The organism is Fibrella aestuarina BUZ 2 (assembly GCF_000331105.1).
Taxonomy (GTDB): Bacteria; Bacteroidota; Bacteroidia; order Cytophagales; family Spirosomataceae; genus Fibrella; species Fibrella aestuarina.
Genome location: NC_020054.1, coordinates 1,482,957 through 1,508,602 on the forward strand (window position 1 = coordinate 1,482,957; position 25,646 = coordinate 1,508,602).

Consider the following 25,646-nt stretch of genomic DNA (forward strand, 5'->3'; position numbering starts at 1 on the left):
AATGGTCATAACGGATAGTAAATAGCCCCTTTTTCCTGGTTTCGGCGTGTCAGCGAGTTGCGTTGGGAGGCCATTGTTCGCTATACCAAAACCGCGTCGGGGGGACACCGCCATTTGTCTTTACCTTTGTTTGATGCCACCGACCCTGCTGCTTATCGACGACGAACCCCGCCTGCGCCAGTTGCTGGCCCGAATGCTGCAACTGGAAGGCTATACGGTGCTGGAAGCCGAAACGGGCCGCGCGGGGCTGCACGTTCTTGAACGGGAGCCCGTACACGCCGTGCTCTGCGACGTGAAACTGCCCGATGGTAGCGGTATTGCCTTCACCGAGCAGATCAAACAAACGTACCCAGCCACAGAAGTGATCGTGCTGACGGCCTACGGCACCATTGCCGACGGCGTGACAGCCATCAAAAACGGTGCGTTCGATTACATTACGAAAGGCGACGACAACGACCGGATTCTGCCATTGGTGAGCCGGGCGATCGAAAAGGCGCAGTTGCAGTTCCGGATTCGGGAGCTGGAAGACAAGGTGGCGCAGCGGTACGGTTTCGAGCGCATCCTGGGTACGTCGAAAGCCATCCGGCAGGCGATCGACCTGGCGCGCAAGGTGGCGGTAACCGACACGACGGTGCTGCTGATGGGCGAGACCGGTACGGGCAAAGAAGTCTTCGCGCAGGCCATTCATCAGGCTAGTCGGCGTGCGTCCGGTACGTTCGTGGCGATCAACTGCGGTGCGTTGAGCAAAGACATTCTCGAAAGCGAGCTTTTCGGCCACCGGGCCGGGGCGTTTACGGGCGCGAGTCGGGATCAGAAAGGCCTGTTTGCGGAAGCCCACAAAGGCACGCTCTTCCTCGACGAAATTGGCGAAATGCCCCTCGACCTACAGGCCAAGTTGCTCCGCGTGCTCGAAACGCACGAGTTTCTGCGGGTGGGCGACACCAAACCCACCAAAGTCGACGTGCGCGTGATTGCGGCCACCAACCGGGGGCTGGAACAGGAAGCCAACGCGGGCCATTTCCGGCTCGATCTGTACTACCGGCTGTCGGTGTTCAGCATCGACCTACCGCCCCTCCGCGATCGCCCCGCCGACGTACCTGAGCTGGCGCTGCGGTTTGCGCAGGAGTCGGCCGCCAAGCTGGGCAAACGCGACCTTCGGCTGAGCGAGGCGTTCGTGCAGAAATTGCAACAGCATAGCTGGAAAGGCAACATCCGCGAACTGAAAAACGTGATCGAGCGCGCGGTGATCCTGTCAGATACCAACGTGCTGGATGCCGACGTACTCCCCGCCGACATGCAGTCAGGTACGTTCGACGCGGCAGCGATGGACCTGGCCTCGGTCGAGAAAGGGCATATCGGACGGGTGCTGCGCCACGTCAACGGCCACAAACCCGAAGCCGCCCGCCTCCTCGGCATCGGCCTAACCACGCTCTACCGCAAAATGGCAGAGTACGGGATTGAGTAGGTGTTAACTCAAAACGATACAGGGCTAGTAGACGGTCAGGTACCTGATACCATGTTCAGGCCATCCAGGGGTTCGTCGACTTCGCCCTTGCCTTTTACGCGCCGGAGCCGGATGGAGTTAGCGGGGTTGACGACCAGCGGGATTTGTTCGGTGGCTACGTTCTGGCTGTCGAGACCATAAGCTCGTTCGTCGGCGAGGCTGATGCGTTTCAGGGCGAAATAGCCGTTCATGATGAACGTTTCGAGCAGGCTCAGGTCGTTCTCGTACGACAGGAACCGGTTGATGACGATGAACCGGAAATCGCCGATCGCGTTGGGGTTTGGCTTCAGCGGCCGGTACTTGGGCTTGATCGTGATCTCGTGGCAGCGCACCATCTCTTCCACCACTTTCCGGAACAGCAAATTGATGCGCGGCTGCACCCGGAAGCCCAGCTTGAACGTGATGCGCACCACGTCTTCCGGTTCCAGAATATCGACCACGTATTCGGTCGTGTAGGGCTCGTCGACCAATTCGATGTGGATAAGCCAGTACACGTCGGCGCGCTTGGGCATACCCTCCAGAATCGAATCGAGGATGTGCTCCTCGACAAGCTGATGCTGCGGTGAGGCGGTCAGGTACACCAGGTTGGTGGCGTACTTAGGTACGTCGGTGTCGTTGCTCAGTTGCCGCAGTATGGGCAGGTGGTCGCGCAGGCTCACAAACTGGGTGAGGCGGCGTTTGATGCGGCTGCCGTTATGCCAGACCAGCATTACGGTCAGCATAATCGAGCCTAATAAAAGCGATACCCAGCCGCCATGCGTGAATTTCCGCAGGTTGGCGATCAGGAAGCCGCCTTCAATGAAAAAATAGATCAGCAGTAACGCCACGACAATCAGGCCGTTGACCCGCTTTTTGGCGTACAGGTACATGCCCAGCAACACGGTCGTGGTCAGCATGGTCAGGTTCACCGACAGGCCAAACGCCGCCTCCATGTTTTTCGATTCGCGGAAGTAAAGCACCACGATGAAACAGCCCGCCATCAGCAGCCAGTTGAACGCCGGAATGTAGACCTGTCCCCGCGCATTGGACGGAAAAACGATGCGCATTTTGGGCAGCAACGTCAGCCGGAACGCCTCAGATACGAGCGTAAACGTACCGCTGATGAGCGCCTGTGAGGCGATGATGGTCGCCAGCGTGGCAATGCCGATGCTGGGCAGCATAAACCAGTCGGGTACCAGCCCGAAGAACGAATTCAACGTACCTAGCGGCTTACCCATGTGGTCGAGCAACCACGCCGCCTGACCGAGGTAGCAGAGAATGAGGCAGATCTTGACGTAGAACCACGACACCTGCACGTTGCGCCGCCCCACGTGGCCCATGTCGGAGTAAAGCGCTTCGGCCCCTGTCGAGCACAGAAACACGCCGCCTAACAGCCAGAAGCCCTCGGGGTAATTCACGATCATGTTGTAGGCGTAAACGGGGTTCAGCGCCCGAATAACGCCGGGATTCTGGGCCAGTTGCAGGGCGCCCATCAGCCCGATCATGGTAAACCAGATGGACATGATCGGGCCAAAGGCCTTGCCCAGCTTGTCGGTGCCCGCCTGCTGCGCCGCAAACAGCAGGAAAATGATAACCAGCACAATGGGGACCGTGGGCAGGTTGGGGTACAGCGGTAACAGCCCCTCAATGGCCGACGAAACCGAAATGGGCGGGGTAATGATGCTGTCGGCGATCAGGAAGCTGCCGCCCGCAATGGCCGGAAACAGCAGCCATTTGGCGTAGCGCCGGATGAGTGTATAGAGCGAGAAAATGCCACCCTCGCCGTTGTTGTCGGCGCGCAGGGTGAGTAACACGTATTTGAGCGTGGTCTGAAAGGTCAACGTCCAGAAAATGGCCGAAACGCCGCCCAGCGCCAGCGTTTCGTCGACGATCCGGTCTTCAATAATGGCGCGGTAGGTATACAGCGGCGACGTGCCGATATCGCCGAACACAATGCCGACCGCGACCAGCAGGCCTGCCGCCGTCATGCGGTCGATGTGATGGTGGGACTGATTACTCAAGGGAAGATTGGTTTGTCGGTTGGGTACGTTACTCACGCTGCTTCAGGGCCGGGTTAGGGCCGCTTACGCAACGATTGACCGAATATCGTGCCAATTCGAGAATAACCGCCACAACCGGCTTTCGGCATCCGCTTTTTTTCAAAATGGCAAATCTGCTTTTTCAAAATGAAAAAATAGCCCTTGCGTCAGCCACGTCATTTCGCTTAGTTTCGTATTAAGTGTTTGATAGTGAGTTGATTGTATTTGATGAATTGACTTGGCTACAAAATGGACTGCTTTTTGGCATAGGGTAGTCGCAACCAAATCAACCAGTACCATCACACTCATGGGTATCGCCCTGCTTCTGCTTCTCTCGGCCCTGCTCTGCTTCGCCGTCTTCTACAAAGCCATCGAATGGTTTGAACGCATCTAGTCATGCTTACGCTCCTGCTCATCGCCTCCATTCTGGTCTTCGCCTACATGCTGTACGTGCTGATCCGGCCAGAGAAATTTTAAAGCGTGAACGAGCGAATGAGTGGTCCGCTACTGCGGTAAACGCCTGATTCCGCGGCGTGCTCTTTCATCACGGTGCCGAAGCACTCGTTCACTCATCGGCTCGTTCACTCATTCATTTCACTTATGACAACTGAACTACTGGGTATTGTCGCCACGTACCTGATCACGATGTTGCTGGCGATTCCGCTGGGCAAACTCTACGCGAAGGTATTTGCCAACAAGCCCAACGCACTCGACTTCATGGCGCCGCTGGAGCGGCTGCTGTATCGCGTTGGCGGCGTTGACCCCAACCGCGACATGACCTGGAAAGAAAACCTGGTCGCGCTGCTGACAATCAACCTGGTATGGTTGGTCTACGCCTTCGTGCTCCTGCTGACGCAGGGTAGCCTGCCCCTCAACCCCGATGGCAACCCGTCGATGACGCCCGATCTGGCGTTTAACACGGCGATCAGCTTTCTGGTCAACTGCAACCTGCAACATTATTCGGGCGAAAGCGGGCTGACGTACCTGACCCAACTGGGCGTGATCACGTTCCTGCAATTTGTGTCGGCCGCTACGGGCATCGCCGCGCTCGTGCTGATTTTCCGGTCGTTCCTGCCCGCCACGACCGACCGGTCGGGTAACTTCTACACGTTCTTCATCAAGTCGATCACCCGGATTTTGCTGCCGCTCTGTTTGCTGGTGGCGATCGTGCTGGCGTTCAACGGCACTCCGGCCAGTTTCGACGGGAAAGATCAGTTCATCTCGATGCAGGGCGATACCGTCAATGTGTCGCGCGGCCCGGCGGCGGGGATGATCGCCATTAAGCACCTGGGCACGAACGGCGGCGGCTGGTTTGGGGCCAATTCGGCGCACCCGCTCGAAAACCCCAACTACCTCACCAACATGGTCGAGATGGTAAGTCAGGTGCTGATTCCGGTGGCGATGCTGTTTGCGCTGGGCTTTTTCATCCAGCGTCGAAAATTTGCCTGGGTTGTCTACGGCGTTATGACGGCGGGGCTGCTGGTGCTGCTCGTACCCACCATCCTGACCGAGATCCACGGGAACCCGGCCATTGCCCAACTGGGCGTCGGTCAGCCAACGGGCGCGATGGAAGGCAAGGAGGTGCGGTTCGGCCCCACGGCCTCGGCCTACTGGAGCATCGTCACCACGATCATCTCCACCGGCTCGGTCAACTCCATGCACGACTCGTCGATGGCGCTGTCAGGTGCGATGGAACTGCTGGGCATGATGACCAACGCCTTCTATGGTGGCTGTGGCGTGGGCTTCCTCAACTACTACATCTTCCTGATCATCGCCGTCTTTATCTCGGGGCTGATGGTGGGCCGCACGCCGGAGTTCTTCGGGCGGAAGGTCGAAGCGCGGGAGATGAAGATCGCCTCGCTGATCGCCATCCTGCACCCGTTTCTGATCCTGGTCGGTACAGCCTTGTCGAGCTACCTCGTCAAAAATGGCATTGGCAGCGACTGGGCGGTGCAACCCGCCAACTGGCTCAACAACCCCGGTTTCCACGGGTTCTCGGAGATGCTCTATGAATACACCTCATCGGCGGCCAATAACGGGTCGGGCTTCGAGGGGCTGGGGGATAACAACATCTTCTGGAATGTCTCGACGGGCTTCCTGCTGCTGCTGGGGCGGTTCCTGCCGATCGTTGGGCCGCTGGCGATTGCGGGTTTGCTCACGCAGAAAAAGTTTGTGCCGGAGAGCGCAGGTACGTTGCCCACCGACACCGGTACGTTCGGGCTGATGACCTTCGCCGTTATCTGGATCATCGCCGCCCTGTCGTTCTTCCCGGCCCTCGCGCTGGGTCCGCTGGCTGAATATTTCTCACTTAAATAATAAACCCCTCCCCCGGCCCCTCCCCTTAAACAAGGGGAGGGGGCAAGACGCCGCGATAGATTTATATCTATTGGCGGCCGAGCCATCTTCCCTTTATCTTAAGAAAAGGGGATTTAGGTACCGCCGACAGGTCTATAGCTACTGAAGGCCGAGTTCCCCCTCCCCTCCATTTGAGGGGCCGGGCCGGGGGAGGGGTCAATCATATGGCAACTCAAGAAACTTCGTCCAATCGTGTTGCTTCCCTCTTTCAGCCGGCGCTGATTGGGACGGCGATCAAGGACTCATTTATCAAACTCAATCCGGCCGTTCTGATCAAGAACCCGGTGATGTTTACGGTGGGCGTGGGTACGCTCATCATGCTGATCGTCACGATCTACATTGCGTTATCGGGCGACACGACCCAGGGTACGTTTGGCTACAACCTCACGATTACGGCTATTCTGCTGCTGACGCTGCTGTTTGCCAACTTCGCCGAGGCCATTGCCGAAGCCCGGGGGAAAGCCCAGGCCGAGTCGTTGCGGAAAACGCGGCAGGAAACTCCCGCTAAGGTAATCCGGGAGGTGGGTCAGATGACCCTCAACGAGGTGCAGGTGATTTCATCGGCGCAGTTGCGCAAAGGCGATGTGTTTCTCTGCGAAGCTGGCGACATCATCCCGTCGGATGGCGAGATCATCGAAGGGCTGGCGACCATCGACGAATCGGCCATCACGGGCGAATCGGCCCCGGTAATCCGGGAGGCGGGCGGTGACAAGTCATCGGTAACGGGTGGCACCAAAGTGCTGTCCGACAAAATCAAGGTGGTGGTGACGACCCAGCCGGGCGAATCGTTTCTCGACAAAATGATTGCCCTGGTGGAAGGGGCTTCGCGGCAGAAAACGCCCAATGAAATTGCCCTGACGATTTTGCTGGCGGGCTTTACGCTGGTATTTATCATCGTCTGCGTCACGCTGCAACCCTTTGCCGAATACGCCAACACACCCATTACCATTGCCGCCCTGATTTCGCTGTTCGTCTGCCTCATCCCGACCACCATCGGCGGGCTGCTGTCGGCCATCGGTATTGCGGGGATGGACCGGGCGCTGCGGGCCAACGTAATCGCCAAATCGGGCCGGGCGGTGGAAACGGCGGGCGACATCGACACGCTGCTGCTCGATAAAACGGGCACCATCACCATCGGCAACCGGAAAGCCACGCACTTCTACGCCGCCCCGGACATCGCCCAACCCGACATGGTGCGGGCCTCGGCGCTGAGTTCGCTGGCCGACGAAACGCCCGAAGGCAAGTCGATTGTGGAGCTGGTTGAGCGAATGTACAATGTACAATGTACAATGCACAATGGCGAGCTAGCCCTGAAAAAAGCGGATCAGACCATCATACAGTCTTCATTAGCCACTGTGCATTTTATCAAGTTTACCGCCGAAACGCGTTCATCGGGTATCGATCTGCCTGTCAACGGCCCGTCAGGTACGTTCCTGCGCATCCGTAAAGGAGCCGTCGATTCGATCCGAACCATCGTGACGAAGGCGGGCCATGCCTTTCCGGCAGAAACCGACGCCAAAGCCAGGGAGATTGCGGCTAATGGCGGAACGCCGCTGGTGGTGACGGAGAACGAACGCGTAATGGGCGTGGTGGAGCTTCAGGACATTATCAAGCCGGGGATCTCGGAACGCTTCGACCGCCTGCGGAAGATGGGCGTAAAAACGGTAATGGTAACGGGCGACAACCCGCTGACGGCCAGGTTTATTGCCGAGAAGGCCGGGGTCGATGACTTCATTGCCGAGGCCAAGCCAGAAGACAAGATGCAGTACATCCGCACCGAGCAAACCGGCGGCAAACTGGTGGCGATGATGGGCGACGGCACCAACGATGCCCCCGCGCTGGCGCAGGCCGACGTGGGCGTGGCGATGAACTCCGGCACGCAGGCCGCCAAGGAAGCCGGTAACATGGTCGATCTCGACAATGACCCCACCAAGCTGATTGAGGTGGTCGAGATTGGTAAGCAACTGCTCATTACGCGGGGGACGCTGACGACGTTCTCCATCGCTAACGATGTCGCCAAGTATTTCGCCATCGTACCGGCGCTGTTCGTGGCGAGCATTCCGGCGCTGCAACGCATCAACATCATGAATCTGCATAGCCCCGAATCGGCTATTCTGTCGGCGGTGATCTTCAACGCGATCATCATCCCGATGCTGATTCCGCTGGCCCTGCGTGGGGTCGATTACAAACCGATCGGCGCGTCGGCGCTGCTCCGGCGCAACCTGTTTATCTACGGATTCGGTGGTCTGGTGGCCCCGTTCGTCGGCATCAAACTGATCGACCTGGTCGTAGGATTATTTGTATAAACTGTCATTCATCGTCATTCGCTTCGCGGTCATTAAGTAGTCATTTATTGTCATTAAGTGGTCATTTGCTTCGCGTCATTGATAGTCATTGATTGCTTACGACAAATGACGATTAATGACCCGCGGCGGCGGACCGCACCAATGACGCGAAGCCAATGACACTTCTCTTATGAAAACGCATATCGCTCCGGCGCTCCGGCTTACGGTCGCCCTTATTATCCTGACTGCTGTTGTGTATCCACTCGTGGTGGCGGGCATTGCCAGACTGGCCCCCAGTAGTGGCGCTGGTGAACAGGTTATTGTTAACGGCAAGGTGGTGGGGTACGCCCGCATCGGGCAGACATTCACCGAAGATCGCTACTTCAACACACGTCCGTCGGCGGTCGACTACAACGCGGCGGGCTCGGCCGGGTCGAACAAAGGGCCGTCCAATCCCGATTACCTCAAGGCGGTGCAGGCTCGCATCGACACCTTTCTGGTGCATAATCCGGGCGTGCAGAAAGCCGACATTCCGGCTGAACTCGTGACGGCGTCGGGGTCGGGCCTCGATCCTGATCTGTCGCCGGCCGGGGCCAAGATTCAGGTACGTCGTATTGCGAAGGTGCGGGGAATCGCCGTCGCCCGCCTGAACCAACTGGTGGATGAACATACCAAAGAACCCCTGCTAGGGCTGTTTGGCCCGCCGACGGTGAACGTGCTGGCGCTCAACGTGGCGCTCGACGCGCTGAAGTAATGTTCAGACCTATAAGGTTTTCAAACCGCAACGGCGGACCGCCTTGTAGGTCTATCGAATTCAAATTCACAGTATGGCTACAGGTGCCTTCCAGAATGCTGGACTGGCACAATGCTGTAGCGACTAAGTTTAATGACAATGAAAATCCTGTGTACGGCTTTACTAATAGCCATAACATACCCGTTCGTAGCTGTATCTGCCCAATCGATTGATACTACGCACCTTTCCACGACGTCTCAGCCCGTTCCTGGGTCAGGCCTGACCGTGACCGGGTACGTAGAAGCGTATTATTCACACGATTTTACGGCCCCTAAAACGAGCCAGGAACGCCCCAGCTTTTTGTACAACCACCGCCGCAACCGGGAAGTGAACATCAACCTGGCGTTTGTGAAAGCCGCCTACAGCAGCGACCGGATGCGGGGCAATCTGGCGCTTCAGGTGGGTAACTACGCCCAGTACAACTACGCCGCCGAACAGGAACTGACGAAGACTATATTCGAAGCCAACGCCGGGGTGAAGCTGGCCAAAAACCGTGATCTCTGGCTCGATGCGGGCCTTTTTGCCTCGCACATCGGCTTTGAAAGCGCGATCTCGAAAGACTGCTGGACGCTCACCCGCAGCCTGCTGGCCGAAAACTCGCCCTACTACCTGTCGGGGGCCAAACTGACGTACAACACGCCTAATGGCAAGTGGACGGTGCTGGGGATGGTGACTAACGGTTGGCAGCGGATCAAAAAACTCGACGGCTATAGCGGCCCGGCCCTGACCACGCAGGTGCAGTACCGGCCCTCGGCAAACCTGACGCTCAATTGGAGCAGTTTCGTGGGTGCCGACCGGCCCGATTCGCTCCGGCAAACACGCTTCTTCAACAATGTCTACGCCATTGTGAACCCGCAGGGGCGCTTTGGGCTAATCCTGGGCTTCGACATCGGGGCGGATCGTAAACCGGTGGTTCGGGCTGGATCCGACCAGCGCGTCGGTAGTGGCAGCTACGTCTGGTATTCGCCCGTCGTAATTGCCCGCTACAAAACGTCCGACAAAAGCTACGTCAACGGCCGCGTCGAGTACTACGCCGATCCGAACGGGGTACTTATTGCCACGGGTACGGCCAATGGCTTCCAAACAGTCGGCTATTCGCTCGGCTACGATTGCGCCATCCTGCCCAATGCCTTATTCCGCATTGAAGGCAAGGTGTACGACAGCAAAGACCCAATTTTTGAGGGGAAAAGCAGTCGCAGTCGCACCAACACCTCGCTCACCACGAGTCTGGCGGTGTCTTTTTGACAGTACACCGGGCCCAGTGTAACCAATCTTCATGAACCCCAACGACCAAACCGCCGAACGCTTCCTGAACCTCATCCGCGAGTCGCGCCGGGGGAAGTTCAAGATTTACATTGGCATGAGCGCGGGCGTGGGCAAGTCGTACCGGATGTTGCAGGAGGCCCACAGCCTCTTGCGCAGCGGCGTCGACGTGCGCATCGGGTTCATCGAAACCCACAATCGGGCCGAAACCGTGGCGCTGGTTGAGGGGTTGCCCCTTATTCCGCGGCGTACGCTGTTCTACAAAGGCCGTCAGCTGGAGGAAATGGACGTGCAGGCCATCATCAACAGCCATCCCGAACTGGTGATCGTCGACGAACTGGCCCATACGAATATTCCCGGTTCGAAAAATGACAAACGCTGGCAGGATGTGGCCGATGTTCTCGATGCGGGGATTAACGTGATCTCGGCGGTCAACATTCAGCATATCGAAAGCCTCTACGATGAGGTGCGGGCCATTACGGGCATCGACGTAACCGAGCGTGTGCCCGACCGGATGCTGCAACTGGCCGACGAGGTTGTGAACATCGACCTGACCGCCGACGAACTGATTGCGCGGCTTCGCGACGGCAAACTTTACGACCAAGCCAAGGTGCAGACGGCATTGGCCCATTTTTTTCAGCCGGAGAAAATCCTGCAACTGCGCGAACTGGCCCTGAAAGAAGTGGCCGGGCAGGTGGAGCGCAAAGTTGATCAGACCTTGCCTCCGGCCTCGGTTTCGCGCCACGAGCGGTTTCTGGTGGCCATCAGCACCAATGCCGACGTGGCCCGCCGGGTGATCCGAAAAACGGCCCGGCTGGCGAGCTATTACAACTCGCGCTGGTATGTGCTGTACGTGCAGACGCCCGCCGAAGCCCCCGACCGCATCCGGCTCGACGTGCAGCGGCACCTGATCAATAACCTTAAATTAGCCACCGAACTGGGGGCCGAGGTAATTCGGGTAAAAGGCCAAAACATCGTGGATGGTATCATGGGTGAGGTGGAACGCCGCCACATCACCACGGTCTGTATCGGCAAACCGCACCTTAACCTGCTGCAAATCATCATCCAGACCAACGCCTTCAATCGGTTGCTCAACAAGCTGTCGGCCTCCGACGTCGACCTGATCATTTTGTCGTAAACTGCCCCGCCATGACCATTAAAGCCAAAATAACGCTCGCGCTGGCCTTTCTCTTCGCCATCATGCTGCTGTTGGGTGGGGTAGGGGCTTATTACCTCAACCGGCTGGCCGCCGACTCGCAGGCGATCCTGACCGACAATTACGAATCGCTCGACTATACCAGCAACATGCAAAAGGCGCTGGTGGGGCTGCGGGCCAGACTCGATACCGAAGCGCTGGGTACGTTCGACGACAACCTGAAACGGCAGGAAGCCAACGTGACGGAAGTAGGCGAAGGCGAGGCCACGCAGGCCGTGCGACGCGCCTTTAACCAACTGCGGCAGATGCCTCAGGATTCGGTCGTGGTGGGGCGGCTATGGGCGGGGCTGTTTCGCATCGACGACGTGAACCGACAGGCCATCATCCGCAAAAACGACGTGGCCAAACAAACGGCCCGCGACGCGCTGGTGTGGCTGGCCGTGGTGGGGACGTTGTCGTTTCTGGTGGTGTTTTCAATGCTGTTTAGTTTTCCCGGCTACATCGCCAGCCCCCTGCGCGAGCTCACGCAGGGCATCCGGCAGGTGGCGAGCCGTAATTTTGAGGAACGGCTGCACGTTAAATCGAGCGATGAGTTTGGCGAACTGGCGCGGTCATTCAACAGCATGGCGCAGAAACTCGACGAATACGAACACTCAAATCTGGCCCGGATTCTGTTCGAGAAAAAGCGCATCGACACACTCATTCAGGTAATGTCGGATGGCATTATCGGGCTCGATCAGAACCGCTATATCCTGTTTGTCAACCGGGTGGCGAGCCGATTGCTGGGCCTGAGTGAGGCCGACCTGCTGGCGCAATACGCCCCCGACGTAGCGGCCCGCAATGACCTGATGCGCAGCTTGATTCAGGACGTAATGACCACTGGCGCCGCGGCAAAGGATGGCGATTCGACCCTGCTCAAAATCTACGATGAGGGCAAGGAAAGCTATTTTATCCGGCAAACACAGGTGGTCGACGTATCGCGCACGGGCGATGAGCAGGCGGTGCGAGCCGGGTACGTGATCGTGCTGAAAAACGTGACCTCGTATAAAGAGCTCGATCTGGCCAAAACCAATTTCATCGCCACGGTCTCGCACGAACTGAAAACGCCGCTGTCGAGCATCAAGATGAGCCTGAAACTGCTCGACGATCAGCGCGTTGGCGAGCTGAATGACGAGCAGCGGCAACTGGTCGGGAATGTGCGCGATGATGCCGACCGGCTGCTGAAACTAACCGGCGAACTACTGAATATGGCGCAGGTCGAGTCGGGGCAGATTGAACTGGCTATCCGCCCCGTGGCCCCTGCCGATCTGGTCCGTTATGCCACGCAGGCCCTACGTACCCAGGCCGAACAACGAGCCATCGAATTGGTGAGCAACGTACCTGGCAACCTCCCACTCGTAGAAGCCGATCCCGACAAAACGTCGTGGGTGCTGGTCAATTTTCTGTCGAACGCCATCCGGCACAGCCCCGACAATGGCCGGGTCGACATCAGCGCCACGCCGATTGGCCAACAGGTCGAATTTCGGGTGCGCGATCACGGCCCTGGCATCCGTCCCGAGCACCGCGACCGTGTGTTTGACCGCTATTTTCGGGCCGCATCCGTGCCGTTTTCGGGCAGCAGCGGGTATCCGGCAAGTGCCATGGCAAACCCTAGCAGCAGCGGAACGGGGCTGGGCCTGGCCATTTCTAAAGAATTTATCCAGACGATGAATGGGCAAGTAGGGCTTGATACTTCCGTGACCGACGGCGCAGCCTTCTGGTTTCGGCTGCCGGTGGCTGGCCAGACCGTTGTGTAGGCAGGAACCGATACGTCGGCTAAACGCTGTACTTTTGCCAGGAGGAGCTAGTTTACATAAAACCCGCTCCGGCAACTTGATACGACTGCATGAAACCTACTCTCTTGATTCTGGCCGCTGGTATGGGCAGCCGCTACGGGGGCATTAAGCAACTCGACCAGTTTGGGCCACACGGCGAAACCATTATCGATTATTCGCTTTTCGACGCCATCCGGGCCGGTTTCGGCAAGGTGGTGTTCATCATCCGGCAGGAATTACAGGCCGATTTTGAAGCGCTTTTCCTACCCAAACTACAGGGAAAGATTGAGGTTGACTTTGCCATTCAGGCCCTGTTTTCGTACGTACCCGCCGACCTCGGCCCGGTGCAGCGCACCAAACCCTGGGGCACGGGCCACGCCATGTTGTGCGCCCAGAAACAAACGCAAACACCGTTTGCCGTCATCAACGCCGACGATTTTTACGGGCAGGAGGCCTTCCAGGTAATGGCCGACTTCCTGACGACTGATACCGATGATTCGCGCCACGCGATGGTTGGTTACGAAGTAAAAAACACGCTGTCGGAGTTTGGCTCCGTGTCGCGCGGGGTGTGCGCCACCGACGACCACAACAACCTGACGTCGGTGATCGAACGGACGAAGATTTACGAGAAAGAGGGCACTATCGTCTACGAAGAAGCGGATGGCCTCACGCCGCTCGCGCCCGAAACGCCCGTGTCGATGAACTTCTGGGGCTTCAAACCGAGCGTATTTCCCAGCGTACAGGCGCAGTTTGAGACCTACGCCCGCGCCAATTTCGACGTACCCAAGGCCGAATTCTACATTCCCACGATCGTGACGCAGCTTATCCAGACGGGCGAAGGCACCTGCCGGGTATTCCGCAGCCAGTCGGAGTGGTTCGGCGTCACGTACCCTGAAGACAAACCCACGGTGATGAAGTCGTTCAAGCGCCTCCACGCCGACGGCAAGTACCCCGATAGCCTGTGGGGGTAATGAATGCACGATGCACGATGTACAATGGGGTGCGTAGGTCGGTAGCTAGCCGTTTACGAACACCCATTGTGCATCGTGCATTGTCCACTGTACATTCAATCCCCAGTCGTTCCGTTGTCAACTAAACCCGGACGACGGGCGAGCTATGAAAACAATGGTGTTGCTGGTTGGACTGCTAGGTACGTTGCCAGGCTTAAGCCAGTCGCTGGTGGGTACGTGGAAACGGACGGGTACGTTGATTAATTACCAGAGCGGCAAGACCGACGATGTGCAGGCGATGATGACGAAAAGCATGCCCTGTACGGCCAATATTACTTACGAGTTTACGGGCAACGGCCTGCTGAAAACGAAGATTCCCGCCGATTGCCAGCAGATGATGTCGGCGATGGCCAAGCTATATGCCGACACGCGCTACTCCACCAGCGGCAACCAGATCACCGTCGTGTCGCCTGACCCTAAGCTGTCGCCTAACTCGACGTACACCTACAGCGTGACAGGCAACACCCTAATCATGACGCTAACCTACGCCGATCAGCCCAAGATGCCCAACCCTACCAAGGCCAAAACGATGGTGCTGACCTACCAGCGGCAGTGAAGGCGCGACGAATGATAAATGATGCGTAGGCTAACGCGCCTTGACTCTGGCGACTGCCTGCTTATCGTTTACCACTCAGCGTTCATCACTACCTTTACTTCATGATTGCCGCTGCTCCTCAATTGCCCTTTGCTGCCCTTCAGCCGTCGTTTGAAGGCGAGCTTTATTTCGATACGTCTACCGAGCACGTCGCCCAGCGGATGCTCTACGCGACCGATGCCTCGGTGTATCAGGAAACGCCGCTGGCTGTGGCGATTCCGCGTACGGTAGACGACATTAAACGGCTGGTGCGCTTCGCCAAAGCCAATAAAAGTGCCGGGGTGCAGGCGAGCCTCATTCCGCGCGCGGCCGGTACGTCGCTGGCCGGGCAGGTGGTGGGTAGTGGCATCGTGGTCGACATTTCGACCCATTTCAATCAGATTCTGGAGATCAACCCCGCCGAGCGCTGGGTTCGGGTGCAGCCGGGCGTCATTCGCGACGACCTGAACGTGGCCCTGCGTCCGCATGGGTTGCAGTTCGGCCCCGAAACTAGCACGGCCAGCCGGGCCATGATTGGCGGGATGATCGGTAATAATTCGTGTGGACTGCACTCCATCGTGTGGGGCACTACCCGCGACCACCTGCTCGAAGTACGGGCCGTGCTGGCCGACGGGGCCGAAGTGACCTTTGGCCACCTGAGCGCCGACGATTTTGCCGCCAAGTGCCGGGGCGAACACGTGGTGAGTCCGCTCGAACAGCGCATTTACCAGCAGTTCCAAACCTGGCTGAGCGATCCCCAGCTTTGCCAGCAAATCCGCGACGGTTACCCCAACGCCAACGTGACCCGCCGCAACACCGGCTACGCCCTGGATGCGCTGGTTGAGCAGGGCTCGGGGCGTGGGGCCGGGGGCGGGGAGCAAGCCTCTACAGCTGCCCTTTCCCCCCAAGCTCCGAGCCCCAAGCCCCCTGCGGCTATCAACCTCGCTGCGCTCATTGCGGGGTCAGAGGGGACGCTTTGTTTTATCACGGAGGCGAAGCTGAATCTGCTGCCCCTGCCGCCTGCCCACGTGGCGCTGGTTTGTGCCCATTTCCAGACGCTTCGGCAGTCGCTGGAAGCTAATCTGGTGGCGTTGGCGCATCACTGCTGGGCGTCGGAGCTGGTCGATGATTACATTTTGCAACTGACCAAAACCAACGCCGAGCAACTCCGCAACCGAACATTTGTGGAAGAGCATCCCGAAACGGGCGATCCGAAAGCGGTGCTGATGGTCGAGTTTTTCGACGATACTGAGGCGGGCGTCCGGGCGAAAGCCGAGGCTTTTGTGGCGTCGTTGCAGGCGGCGGGGCTGGGGTATGCCTATCCCATTCTGCACGGCGACGAGACTAAGAAGCCGTGGGCGCTGCGCAAGGCGGGCCTCAGCATCATGTATAATATCCCCGGCGATGAAAAACCGGCTAACGTGATTGAAGACTGTGCCGTGGCCCCGCAGGATCTGCCCGACTACATTGACGAGCTGACCCGGATGGCGAAGGAAAACCACGGCCTCGATCTGGAATATTCGGCGCATGCCGGGGCTGGTGAGTTGCACGTCTTGCCGCTGATCAACCTCAAAACGACGCCGGGCCGCGAGACCTTCCGGGCCTTGCTGATGGACACCGCCACGCTGGTGAAAAAATACGGTGGGGCGCTCTCCGGCGAGCACGGCGACGGGCGGCTGCGGGGCGAATTTATCGCCTTTATGTTGGGGCCGGAAAACTACGAGTTGTGCAAGGCCGTGAAGGCCCTCTGGGATCCCGACAACCTGTTCAACCCTGGTAAGGTGGTCGATACGCCCCCGATGAACGAACACCTCCGGTACGTGGCCGATGCGGTGATTCCACAGCCCCAGACGCGCTTCGATTTCTCAAAAGATGGCGGCCTGCTCGAACTGGCCGAAAAATGCTCGGGCTCGGGTGATTGCCGCAAAACGCATCTGTCGGGCGGTACGATGTGCCCCAGCTACATGGCGACCCGCCGGGAACACGATACTACCCGCGCCCGCGCCAACATGCTCCGGCATTATTTCACGGGTGGCGATGGGCAGACGGTCACGATGGATGAGGTTAAAGACGTACTCGACCTGTGTCTGTCGTGTAAAGCCTGCCAGACCGAATGCCCCAGCAGCGTGGATATGACCCGCATGAAAGCCGAGTTTACGCAGCGCCTCTACGACGAACGCTCGGTGCCGTTGCGGGCGCGGCTGGTGGGTAACTTCTCGCGGCTGATGGGCTTGGCCAGTCTGGCCCCCTGGGCCTACAACGCCATCTACGACACGCCCGCCCTGCGCCGGATCGCTAACCGCCTCGTTGGTTTCCACCCCGACCGTACCATGCCCGCGCTAAAGCCAGTAAACGCTCAGCGGCTGACGGCTACGACCTCGAAGGCCGGAGCAATGTCGAAAACGGTAAACCTCTTTCTGGATGAGTTTACGCGCTACAACGATGGGTACGTTGCCGAAAAAACGGCTAAACTGCTCGACCGATTGGGTTACAAACTGGTCATTCCGGACCACGCCGAGAGCGGCCGGACGTACCTGTCGAAAGGGCTGGTCGACGACGCCCGCAAGCTGGCTATCCGCAACGTAACGTACCTGCGCGACCACGTCACAGCTGATGCGCCGCTGATCGGGCTGGAACCCTCGGCCATCCTGACCTTCCGCGACGAATACCCTGATCTGGTACCGGCCGAGCTGAAGGCCGATGCCCGCCGCATTGCCCAGCATACGTACCTGTTCGAGGAATGGATCGCCCGGGAAGCCGACGCCGGGCGGATCACCCCTGAAGCGTTCACCACCGAGGCCCGCACGGTGAACGTCCACGGCCATTGCCATCAGAAAGCCCTATCGGGCATGACGGCGCCGACCCGGGCATTGAGCTTACCCCAGCATTATACCGTCGAGGTGATTCCGTCAGGCTGTTGTGGTATGGCCGGTTCGTTTGGTTACGAAACCGAACACTATGACCTCTCGATGCAGATTGGTGAGCTGGTGCTGTTTCCTGCCGTGCGCGCCGCCGCCAGCGAGGTTATCGTGGCTGCGCCGGGTACGTCGTGCCGCCATCAGATCAAAGACGGCACCGGCCGCAAAGCCCTGCACCCCGCCGAGGTGCTGTTCGAGGCGCTGCGGCAGCCATAAAGCTTATAGGCCTGGGCGGCCCCGTTTAAACCTACAAGCTTTACTGGTTCGCTACTTTGGCTTTCAGGAACGAGATGACCACGTCCAGGCCCTTCTGGTAATGGATATTGTTAGGGATAACAATGTCGGCTTCGGCGCGGTAGGGCTTGATAAACTGCTTGTACGTGGGTTTTACGTGGTATTTCCAGCGATACATCACGTCGTCGAGGTCGTAGCCGCGCTCTTCGGCGTCGCGCTTCACCCGGCGTTCCAACTTGATGCTGTTTTTGGCATCGATGAAAATTTTGAGGTCCATCTGATCGGCCAGTTCGCGGAAGTGGAACACAAAAATGCCTTCCACCACAATGATGGGCGCGGGCGTAAATGTCAGCAGCTGCGGGATAATGTCGGGGTTGTTGAACGTGTATTCACGTTGCTGCACCGTCAGGCCCTGGCGTAGCTGCTCGATGTGCTGGGCATACAGATGGTGGTCGATCGTTTCGGGAACATCAAAATTATGGATGCCCTGATCGTCAACGGCAATCTGATCGAGCGACAAATAATAGTTATCCTGCGAAATCAGGCAGATTTCGTGGGGTGCGAAGGCGTTGAGGATGCCTTTCAGAAAGGAGGTTTTTCCTGATGCACTACCCCCGGTAATGCCAACGATGTATGGTTTCATAAGACGGTGAAACCTCACCCACGGCGCCTCTTTGTGCTTGGAGAGCGGGACCGGGAATGAGGTGGTTTTGACAAAAATACGGCAAGGGGCTCAATCCGCGGTGACAGTCGCTCAACTGACCCGGGGCGCTTCGTAACGACGCCCCCTATTTTACCGCGCCAATCTTCGGGGGCTGTCTGCCGGTTTCGCGCTGCATGCCCGATATTTGCCCCATGAAGTTACAGAATGACTTAGTGTTACGGGCGGCACGCGGCGAAACCGTCGAGCGGACGCCCGTGTGGCTGATGCGGCAGGCAGGCCGTATCCTGGCCGAATACCGGGCCGTACGCGAAAAAGCGGGTAGTTTTATCAAATTGGCGACCACCCCCGAACTGGCTGCTGAGGTAACGGTGCAACCTGTCGATTTGCTGGGCGTGGATGCCGCGATCATTTTCTCGGACATTCTGGTGGTACCCGAAGCGATGGGTCTGCCCTACGAAATGATCGAGCAGCGGGGTCCCGTTTTTCCGCGTACCATCCGGACGATGGCCGACCTCGATAGCCTGCACATCGCCGACCCGGAAGAACACCTTGGGTACGTGCTGGAAGCGCTGCGGATTACCAAACAGTTACTGGCGGGTCGCGTGCCGCTGCTGGGCTTTGCCGGGGCACCGTTTACCATCTTCTGCTACATGACCGAGGGCCGGGGCTCGAAGACGTTTTCAGTTGCCAAAAAGCTGCTCTACACCGACCCGACTTTTGCGCACGCCTTGCTACAACGGATCACCGACAGCACCATCGCCTACCTGAAAGCGCAGGTAGGGGCGGGGGCTGACCTCGTTCAATTATTCGATTCGTGGGCGGGCATCCTGTCGCCGGAGCAATACAATACCTTTTCACTGCCTTACATCCGGCAGATTTGCGACGCGTTGAAAGCCGATCCGACCGTGGGGCACACGCCCATTACGGTGTTTGCCAAAGGCGCGTTCTTTGCCCGGCAGGCCATTGGGCAACTCAACTGCGACGTGGTGGGCCTCGACTGGAACATGGACGCTGCCGAATCGCGGCTGTTGGTGCCTAACAAAACCCTGCAAGGCAACCTCGACCCCTGCGTACTCTATGCTGAACCCGCGCAGATTCGGGCCGAAGTGGCGCAGATGCTGGCGGCGTTTGGCCCTCAACGCCACATTGCCAACCTCGGCCACGGCGTTTACCCCGACACCAACCCCGACCACGTACGGGTGTTTATCGATGCTGTAAAAAACGCCTGATCGCCGCCAGTATTCGGCTTTTCTGCGCCTCGGTAGCCCCGTCCCACATATCGTTATGTAGGATTGGCTGCTGCTCGATCATGATGCCGTAGGTACGTTGCTCATCGGGAGTGGGCAACACTCCCTCGTCGGCTGGCTGATCGCTGGAACGGATGGAGAGGATACGGGGCTGTCGGGCGCGGCGAAACGGCATGCGGCGGTTGTCGAGCGTGACGACCGCCGCCACCTCGGCTGGGTACGTGTCGGCGTAGAGCATCGACTGATCGCCCCCATTGGAATGCCCCACCAACAGCAAACGGCTCCTGTCGAGCATAGGTAGTCGGCGATTCAATCTTGCCAGTGCGAACCGGATGTTCTGTACCCCGCGCTCCCAGTTTGGTAGGCGCACCACACGCGGGTTGCCGGTTGTGGGAATAGGATCATCGCTGGGTACTTCGTGCTGCACCCCCGCCACTACGTACCCCTGCGCGACCAGATCGCGGGCAATAAAGCTGTAGTCGGTTGAATGGCCGCCATACCCGTGACTGATTACGGCAATTTTGGGCCGTTTAGGCAGCGTTGCCGGGCGATAAAGCACTACCGGAACAGCCCGCTGCCGCGTTGTATCAAACAACGCCAGCGTATCGACGGCCATTGATTGAGCCGACACGGGGACGGATAAAACGAAAGCGGCCAATGAAAAGCACAGCGTAGCGCAGCCGTTCAGGAAGGGAAACATGATGACGAATTTGTGAGCCGCTAAGGTAAGCTATCGGGGCAGGTGGTTTGCCTGGGCGCTCATTATCCATGCGCTGTCGAGAAGCAACGATGATAAATGGCAGACCTTGTACTTTCTGTTTAGTGATACTTGTCAGAAGAAGCTGGCTTCGGGTCGCAACAGAAACCTAACATCCTCTTTCCCCGCCTTTTCCGTTTATTTGCACCGACGAACTAGGCGACAGCCATCGATTCAGTTGTTGAGTCATTTATAATCCAAATTTTTGTTTGCAAAGCACAATGAGTACCATTCAAAGCATCCATGCCCGCCAGATCCTCGATTCGCGCGGCAACCCGACAGTGGAAGTAGATGTTCGCACCGAAACCGGTGCACTGGGCCGCGCTGCCGTTCCGTCGGGCGCCTCGACCGGCACACACGAAGCCGTTGAACTCCGCGATGACGACGCCAAGGTCTATGTGGGCAAGGGCGTACTGAAAGCCGTTGAAAACGTCAACGAGCTGATCTATCCCGAACTGGTGGGCATTTCGGTCTTTGAACAGGGCATGATCGACAAAATCATGCTGGAACTCGACGGCACGCCCAATAAAGGCAAGCTGGGTGCCAACGCCATTTTGGGCGTATCGCTGGCTGCCGCTAAAGCCGCTGCGATCGACGCGGGCCTGCCACTCTACCGCTACATCGGTGGAGTGAACGCCAACACCCTGCCCGTGCCGATGATGAACATCCTGAACGGGGGGTCACACGCCGACAATTCCATCGACTTCCAGGAGTTCATGGTGATGCCGGCCAACGCGCCGACCTTCGCCGAAGCGCTGCGGATGGGCACCGAGATCTTCCACACGCTGAAAAAAGTGCTGAAAGGCAAAGGCATGAGCACCAACGTAGGTGACGAAGGTGGGTTTGCCCCCAACATCAAATCGAATGAAGAGGCCATCCAGATCGTAATCGAGGCGATCGAGAAAGCAGGCTACCGCCCCGGCGAAGACGTCTGGATCGCGATGGACGCCGCTGCGTCGGAGTTCTACAACGCCGAAACCGGTGAATACCACTTCAAGAAATCGACCGGCGACAAACTGACGTCGGATCAGATGGCCGATTACTGGGCCGACTGGGTGAACAAATACCCCATCCTGTCGATCGAAGACGGCATGGCCGAAGACGACTGGAGCGGCTGGAAACGCCAAACCGAACTGGTTGGCAAGAAGATTCAACTCGTGGGCGACGACCTGTTCGTAACCAACGTAACGCGCCTACAGGAGGGTATCGAGAAAGGTATTGCCAACGCCGTACTGGTGAAGGTAAACCAGATTGGCTCCCTGACCGAAACCATCGACACGGTGAACCTGGCCAAGCGCAACAGCTACAAAAACATCATGTCGCACCGCTCGGGCGAAACCGAAGATTCGACCATCGCCGACCTCGCCGTGGCCCTCAACACCGGCCAGATCAAAACGGGTTCGGCCTCACGTTCAGACCGGATGGCGAAGTACAACCAACTGCTCCGCATCGAAGAAGAACTCGGCGAAATGGCCTATTTCCCGGGGCTCAAATTTTAATAAACAATGAATGATGTACAATGCACAATGACTGCGTTGGCTTGGCTTCAACCTCATCGTACATTGTGCATTGTACATCGTCCATTCCCTACTCCATGAACCTCCCTCGTCGCCACCGCTTTTATTGGTTCACGGGCCTCGGCTTTGTGGCCTGGATGCTGTTTTTTGATGCCAACGACCTGCGCTCGCAGTTGCGTAACTGGTGGAAACTGCGCGAGCTGGAAGGCGAAAAGACCTTTTATCAGGAACAGATCGAAGCCGTGAAAGCCGAGCGGCATGAAGTGCTGGGCAGTCAGCGGTTGCGCATCAAGTATGCCCGCGAGAAATACCTGATGAAGAAGCGCACCGAAGACGTCTACGTGCTGGTCGACGAGGCGGGGAAACCCATTGAGAAATGAATAATGTACACTGAATGATGCACAATGCACAATGGCCGTGTTGGTCTATTGAGTCGTGTCGCTCCATTGTACATTGTGCATTATTCAGTGTACATTCAGTATGATCTCCATTCTCTTCGTCTGTTTGGGCAATATTTGTCGGTCGCCGGTGGCGGAAGGCGTCTTCCGGCAGCAGGTCGATGAGGCGGGTTTGACCGGTGTCATTGAGTGCGATTCAGCAGGTACGTCGTCGTACCATATCGGGCAGCTGCCCGACATACGTACCCGGCAAAACGCCCTGACCCACGACCTGACGCTCACGCACCGCGCCCGCCGCATGATCGGCGAAGACCTCGCCCGCTTCACCTACATCATCACGATGGACGAGGCCAATTACGAGGCCGTCATGAAACTGACGCAGCGCAGCATTGGCCTCACCCACGACGATACCATCTTTTTGCTGCGGGAGTTCGACCCCGCCGTCAGTGACCAACCCAACGTACCTGATCCGTATTACGAAGGCCCCGAGGTCTTCGAGGAAGTTTACCAAATCACGCATCGCTGCTGCGGCGAACTGCTAACGTACCTGCGGAAGCGACACAACTTGTAGAAAGATAATGGATAATGCACGATGGACAATGTACAATGGGCTTGATCGTCTGATCATTATACATTGTCCATCGTACACTATCCATTACCGCCACTCTTTATGAATAAAAAAGTCATCCTCGTCATTATGGACGGGTGGGGCATGACCACCCAGAACGACCGGTCGGCGCTGGCGGCGGCAAAGACGCCGTTTGTTACCGAGGCCTGGAGTCGCTATACGCACAGCACGCTGGAGGCATCGGGCCTGAAAGTAGGGCTGCCGGTGGGGCAGATGGGCAACTCGGAAGTGGGGCACATGAACCTCGGTGCAGGGCGCATCGTCTACCAGGACCTGGTGAAAATCAACCTTGCCGTTGAAGAGCGCACGCTCGCTCACGAACCCGTGCTGGCCGAAGCCTTTGCCAGGGCTAAAGCGACGGGCAAAAACGTGCACCTGATTGGGCTGGTATCGGATGGCGGCGTTCATGCCCATATCGACCACCTCAAGGGTCTGTTGAGCATCGCGCATGAGCAGGGCCTGATCAACGTATTCGTCCACGCGTTCACCGACGGGCGCGACACCGACCCAAAAAGTGGGCTCGGTTACCTGACGGACCTGAAGGCGCACATGAACGGCACGACTGGCCAACTGGCCACAGTGATTGGCCGGTTCTACGCCATGGACCGCGACAACCGCTGGGAACGCGTAAAAGTAGCCTATGATGCCATGGTCAACGCCGTGGGGGACCGGGCGCAGGGCGATGGCGTATTCCAAGCCATTCGCGACTCCTACGACGCCGGCACGACGGATGAATTCATCACACCCATTGTGCTCGAAAACGCCGATCATACGCCCGTTGCTCAGATCAAAGACGGCGATATTGTCATCTGTTTTAACTTCCGCACCGACCGGGGCCGCGAAATCACGATTGCGCTGACGCAAAAAGATTTCCCCGAACAGCAGATGCACAAGCTCGACCTCGATTACATCACGATGACCAACTACGACTCGGATTTTAAGGGCGTGAAGGTCATTTACGAGAAAGACAACCTGGAAAAAACGCTGGGTGAAGTAGTCGCGGCAGCGGGCCGGAAACAGATTCGGATTGCCGAAACGGAGAAGTACCCGCACGTGACGTTCTTCTTCTCAGGTGGCCGCGAAGAGCCCTTCATTGGTGAAACCCGCCTCCTGATTCCATCGCCGAAAGAGACGACCATCGTCAACGAGGAAGGGCAGACCGTCACGATTCCGGTGAAAACCTACGATCAGAAACCGGAGATGTCGGCTCATGGTATCCGCGACGCCATCGTGGCTGAACTGAAAAAAGGCGAGGTCGATTTTGTGTGCCTCAACTTTGCCAATACCGACATGGTGGGCCATACGGGCGTGTTTGACGCCGTGGTGAAAGCCGCCGAAACCGTCGACGCCACTACCCGCGACGTGGTAACGACGGGCCTCGAACACGGCTACACCTCGATCATCATCGCCGACCACGGTAACGCCGATTATATGATCAACGACGACGGCACGCCCAACACGGCTCACACTACCAGCCTGGTGCCGTGTATTCTGGTGGATAATGAGTTCCAGCCCGCGCTCAAAGACGGTAAGCTGGGTGATATCGCCCCCACCGTGCTGGCACTGATGGGCATCCCCCAGCCTACCGAAATGACGGGTGAAAGTCTGCTGGCCTAGTCAGCAGCTGCGTCTGATTGATAAAAGGCCGCCGCCGTTAAGAGTCAGACTTTTAACGGCGGCGGCCTTTTATAGCTCATTGAGCGCTAATTTGCCAGTTCCTGCACTTTCTGCTGGAAGCCTTCGACCTGCCGGAAAAAATGGCTCGCTTTGCGGCGCGATACCTCGATCTTGTCGCCGTTGGCCAGTTGCACCGTGTGCTGATGGCGGTTGAGGCTCTGCTCTTCGAGATACAGCAGGTTCACGATGTTCTTTTTGTGCGGGCGGGCAAACAGGCCCGGCGAGAGACGACTTTCCATTTTCTTGAGCGTCAATGACACCATCAGGCGCGTGCCGTCGGAAAAATGGAACATGGTGTAATTGCCTTCGCCTTCGAGGCGCACAATCTTGTGCATGGGCATGGCTTTACGGTAACCCCAGAAAGGCAATGTCAGGTCAGATAGGTTAAAAAGACGGATAAGGTCCTCCGGGGCAAGGCCCGAGCAGGCAGACGCAAAGGCGTAGGGTTTCATGGTACATGGTTATTAATTGTGGATAGATAACAGAGTCGTGCAAGTTGACGTAAAACACGCTGGTTGTCAATACCCAAATTAGGGGATTGTGCGAACGGTAACTAATCGTATACTTCTGGCGGCTTCAAGAAAAATGAGAGAGGGTAACGTTGGCCTTTGCCGCCCATCGCTATAGATGAGTACCACAAGTAAATACCCAAAAACCCTATTATGTAACGGGTATGCCATAGCCATAACTCGTAGGAGTGTTGGCCGGATGCCATACAAATGAGTGCTGCCACCTGAAGCCTCAACAAGCTTAGGTGGCAGCACTCGTTCGTTGCGGTTGACGCTGCTGGACAAAGGGCCTATCGCTCCCACGCGCTGAGGGTTGGCCGAGCGG

General features: G+C 57.8%; 20 protein-coding genes. 16 read left to right on the plus strand and 4 right to left on the minus strand.

The genetic code is table 11. The features are described 5' to 3' along the window. Positions 1-133: 133 nt before the first annotated feature. The gene (locus FAES_RS05990) at positions 134-1,465 is read left to right on the plus strand and encodes a sigma-54-dependent transcriptional regulator (protein ID WP_015330305.1); all 1,332 of its coding nucleotides are present in this window, start codon (positions 134-136) and stop codon (positions 1,463-1,465) included. Positions 1,466-1,500: 35 nt separating this feature from the next. Here the strand turns inward: FAES_RS05990 and FAES_RS05995 are convergent, their stop codons facing one another. Next, a complete protein-coding gene (locus tag FAES_RS05995) occupies positions 1,501-3,471 on the minus strand; it encodes a KUP/HAK/KT family potassium transporter (protein WP_015330306.1) in 1,971 nt (656 codons plus the stop codon). 447 nt (positions 3,472-3,918) lie between these two features. On the opposite strand from FAES_RS05995, the gene FAES_RS06000 reads away from it, so the two are divergent. The 10 genes from FAES_RS06000 (at position 3,919) to FAES_RS06045 (ending at position 17,906) form a co-directional block, all read left to right on the plus strand. Next, positions 3,919-3,999: a potassium-transporting ATPase subunit F gene (locus tag FAES_RS06000; RefSeq protein ID WP_041257591.1), complete on the plus strand. Its 81-nt coding sequence runs from the start codon at positions 3,919-3,921 to the stop codon at positions 3,997-3,999. Positions 4,000-4,122: 123 nt separating this feature from the next. Continuing rightward, complete coding sequence (gene kdpA, locus FAES_RS06005; protein WP_015330308.1) at positions 4,123-5,838, plus strand: potassium-transporting ATPase subunit KdpA; 1,716 nt, start codon at positions 4,123-4,125, stop codon at positions 5,836-5,838. Between the two features lie 203 nt (positions 5,839-6,041). Then, positions 6,042-8,183, plus strand: a complete 2,142-nt coding sequence (gene kdpB, locus FAES_RS06010) for a potassium-transporting ATPase subunit KdpB (RefSeq protein WP_015330309.1) — start codon at positions 6,042-6,044, stop codon at positions 8,181-8,183. A 169-nt stretch (positions 8,184-8,352) separates the two neighbouring features. Further along, the gene (locus FAES_RS06015) at positions 8,353-8,916 is read left to right on the plus strand and encodes a K(+)-transporting ATPase subunit C (protein ID WP_015330310.1); all 564 of its coding nucleotides are present in this window, start codon (positions 8,353-8,355) and stop codon (positions 8,914-8,916) included. Between the two features lie 132 nt (positions 8,917-9,048). Next, complete coding sequence (locus FAES_RS06020; RefSeq protein ID WP_015330311.1) at positions 9,049-10,200, plus strand: porin; 1,152 nt, start codon at positions 9,049-9,051, stop codon at positions 10,198-10,200. Positions 10,201-10,231: 31 nt separating this feature from the next. After that, the gene (locus FAES_RS06025; protein WP_015330312.1) at positions 10,232-11,356 is read left to right on the plus strand and encodes an Osmosensitive K channel His kinase sensor; all 1,125 of its coding nucleotides are present in this window, start codon (positions 10,232-10,234) and stop codon (positions 11,354-11,356) included. Positions 11,357-11,367: 11 nt separating this feature from the next. After that, a complete protein-coding gene (locus tag FAES_RS06030) occupies positions 11,368-13,170 on the plus strand; it encodes a sensor histidine kinase (protein ID WP_015330313.1) in 1,803 nt (600 codons plus the stop codon). Between the two features lie 89 nt (positions 13,171-13,259). Continuing rightward, on the plus strand, positions 13,260-14,159 hold the full coding sequence (locus FAES_RS06035) for a nucleotidyltransferase family protein (protein WP_015330314.1): 900 nt from the start codon (positions 13,260-13,262) through the stop codon (positions 14,157-14,159). Positions 14,160-14,304: 145 nt separating this feature from the next. Continuing rightward, positions 14,305-14,754 carry a hypothetical protein gene (locus FAES_RS06040; protein ID WP_015330315.1) on the plus strand — a complete coding sequence of 150 codons (450 nt, stop codon included), beginning with the start codon at positions 14,305-14,307 and terminating at the stop codon, positions 14,752-14,754. A gap of 101 nt (positions 14,755-14,855) precedes the next feature. Then, on the plus strand, positions 14,856-17,906 hold the full coding sequence (locus FAES_RS06045; RefSeq protein ID WP_015330316.1) for an FAD-binding and (Fe-S)-binding domain-containing protein: 3,051 nt from the start codon (positions 14,856-14,858) through the stop codon (positions 17,904-17,906). Positions 17,907-17,946: 40 nt separating this feature from the next. Here the strand turns inward: FAES_RS06045 and udk are convergent, their stop codons facing one another. Beyond that, positions 17,947-18,567, minus strand: coding sequence for a uridine kinase (gene udk / locus FAES_RS06050; protein ID WP_015330317.1), 621 nt, complete (start codon positions 18,565-18,567; stop codon positions 17,947-17,949). 212 nt (positions 18,568-18,779) lie between these two features. Here udk and hemE point away from each other — a divergent pair, with 212 nt between their 5' ends. Beyond that, the gene (gene hemE, locus FAES_RS06055) at positions 18,780-19,817 is read left to right on the plus strand and encodes a uroporphyrinogen decarboxylase (RefSeq protein ID WP_041258619.1); all 1,038 of its coding nucleotides are present in this window, start codon (positions 18,780-18,782) and stop codon (positions 19,815-19,817) included. On the opposite strand, the gene FAES_RS06060 is transcribed toward hemE, so the two are convergent. Next, positions 19,792-20,535 carry a serine aminopeptidase domain-containing protein gene (locus FAES_RS06060; protein WP_015330319.1) on the minus strand — a complete coding sequence of 248 codons (744 nt, stop codon included), beginning with the start codon at positions 20,533-20,535 and terminating at the stop codon, positions 19,792-19,794. The two genes, hemE and FAES_RS06060, sit on opposite strands and share 26 nt — an antisense overlap. Before the next feature lie 278 nt (positions 20,536-20,813). Here FAES_RS06060 and eno point away from each other — a divergent pair, with 278 nt between their 5' ends. The 4 genes from eno (at position 20,814) to gpmI (ending at position 24,752) form a co-directional block, all read left to right on the plus strand. Continuing rightward, entirely contained in the window at positions 20,814-22,091 is a 1,278-nt protein-coding gene (eno, locus tag FAES_RS06065; RefSeq protein ID WP_015330320.1) for a phosphopyruvate hydratase, read from the plus strand. 95 nt (positions 22,092-22,186) lie between these two features. Then, positions 22,187-22,489, plus strand: a complete 303-nt coding sequence (locus tag FAES_RS06070; protein ID WP_041257592.1) for a hypothetical protein — start codon at positions 22,187-22,189, stop codon at positions 22,487-22,489. A 100-nt stretch (positions 22,490-22,589) separates the two neighbouring features. Continuing rightward, entirely contained in the window at positions 22,590-23,078 is a 489-nt protein-coding gene (locus FAES_RS06075; protein ID WP_015330322.1) for a low molecular weight protein-tyrosine-phosphatase, read from the plus strand. Between the two features lie 99 nt (positions 23,079-23,177). Next, complete coding sequence (gpmI, locus tag FAES_RS06080; RefSeq protein WP_015330323.1) at positions 23,178-24,752, plus strand: 2,3-bisphosphoglycerate-independent phosphoglycerate mutase; 1,575 nt, start codon at positions 23,178-23,180, stop codon at positions 24,750-24,752. A gap of 86 nt (positions 24,753-24,838) precedes the next feature. Here the strand turns inward: gpmI and FAES_RS06085 are convergent, their stop codons facing one another. Further along, entirely contained in the window at positions 24,839-25,264 is a 426-nt protein-coding gene (locus FAES_RS06085) for a LytR/AlgR family response regulator transcription factor (protein WP_015330324.1), read from the minus strand. Between the last annotated feature and the right edge of the window lie 382 nt (positions 25,265-25,646).

Bases quoted from the DNA above. Each gene is read 5' to 3' on its own strand.
- FAES_RS05990 (WP_015330305.1), top strand. From the start codon at position 134: ATGCCACCGACCCTGCTGCTTATCGACGACGAACCCCGCCTGCGCCAG.
- hemE (WP_041258619.1), top strand. From the start codon at position 18,780: ATGAAGTTACAGAATGACTTAGTGTTACGGGCGGCACGCGGCGAAACC.
- kdpA (WP_015330308.1), top strand. From the start codon at position 4,123: ATGACAACTGAACTACTGGGTATTGTCGCCACGTACCTGATCACGATG.
- FAES_RS06040 (WP_015330315.1), top strand. From the start codon at position 14,305: ATGAAAACAATGGTGTTGCTGGTTGGACTGCTAGGTACGTTGCCAGGC.
- FAES_RS06045 (WP_015330316.1), top strand. From the start codon at position 14,856: ATGATTGCCGCTGCTCCTCAATTGCCCTTTGCTGCCCTTCAGCCGTCG.
- FAES_RS06060 (WP_015330319.1), bottom strand. From the start codon at position 20,535: ATGTTTCCCTTCCTGAACGGCTGCGCTACGCTGTGCTTTTCATTGGCC.
- gpmI (WP_015330323.1), top strand. From the start codon at position 23,178: ATGAATAAAAAAGTCATCCTCGTCATTATGGACGGGTGGGGCATGACC.
- FAES_RS06070 (WP_041257592.1), top strand. From the start codon at position 22,187: ATGAACCTCCCTCGTCGCCACCGCTTTTATTGGTTCACGGGCCTCGGC.
- kdpB (WP_015330309.1), top strand. From the start codon at position 6,042: ATGGCAACTCAAGAAACTTCGTCCAATCGTGTTGCTTCCCTCTTTCAG.
- FAES_RS06035 (WP_015330314.1), top strand. From the start codon at position 13,260: ATGAAACCTACTCTCTTGATTCTGGCCGCTGGTATGGGCAGCCGCTAC.
- FAES_RS06020 (WP_015330311.1), top strand. From the start codon at position 9,049: ATGACAATGAAAATCCTGTGTACGGCTTTACTAATAGCCATAACATAC.
- FAES_RS06030 (WP_015330313.1), top strand. From the start codon at position 11,368: ATGACCATTAAAGCCAAAATAACGCTCGCGCTGGCCTTTCTCTTCGCC.
- FAES_RS06015 (WP_015330310.1), top strand. From the start codon at position 8,353: ATGAAAACGCATATCGCTCCGGCGCTCCGGCTTACGGTCGCCCTTATT.
- FAES_RS06075 (WP_015330322.1), top strand. From the start codon at position 22,590: ATGATCTCCATTCTCTTCGTCTGTTTGGGCAATATTTGTCGGTCGCCG.
- FAES_RS06085 (WP_015330324.1), bottom strand. From the start codon at position 25,264: ATGAAACCCTACGCCTTTGCGTCTGCCTGCTCGGGCCTTGCCCCGGAG.
- udk (WP_015330317.1), bottom strand. From the start codon at position 18,567: ATGAAACCATACATCGTTGGCATTACCGGGGGTAGTGCATCAGGAAAA.
- FAES_RS05995 (WP_015330306.1), bottom strand. From the start codon at position 3,471: ATGACGGCGGCAGGCCTGCTGGTCGCGGTCGGCATTGTGTTCGGCGAT.
- eno (WP_015330320.1), top strand. From the start codon at position 20,814: ATGAGTACCATTCAAAGCATCCATGCCCGCCAGATCCTCGATTCGCGC.
- FAES_RS06000 (WP_041257591.1), top strand. From the start codon at position 3,919: ATGCTTACGCTCCTGCTCATCGCCTCCATTCTGGTCTTCGCCTACATG.
- FAES_RS06025 (WP_015330312.1), top strand. From the start codon at position 10,232: ATGAACCCCAACGACCAAACCGCCGAACGCTTCCTGAACCTCATCCGC.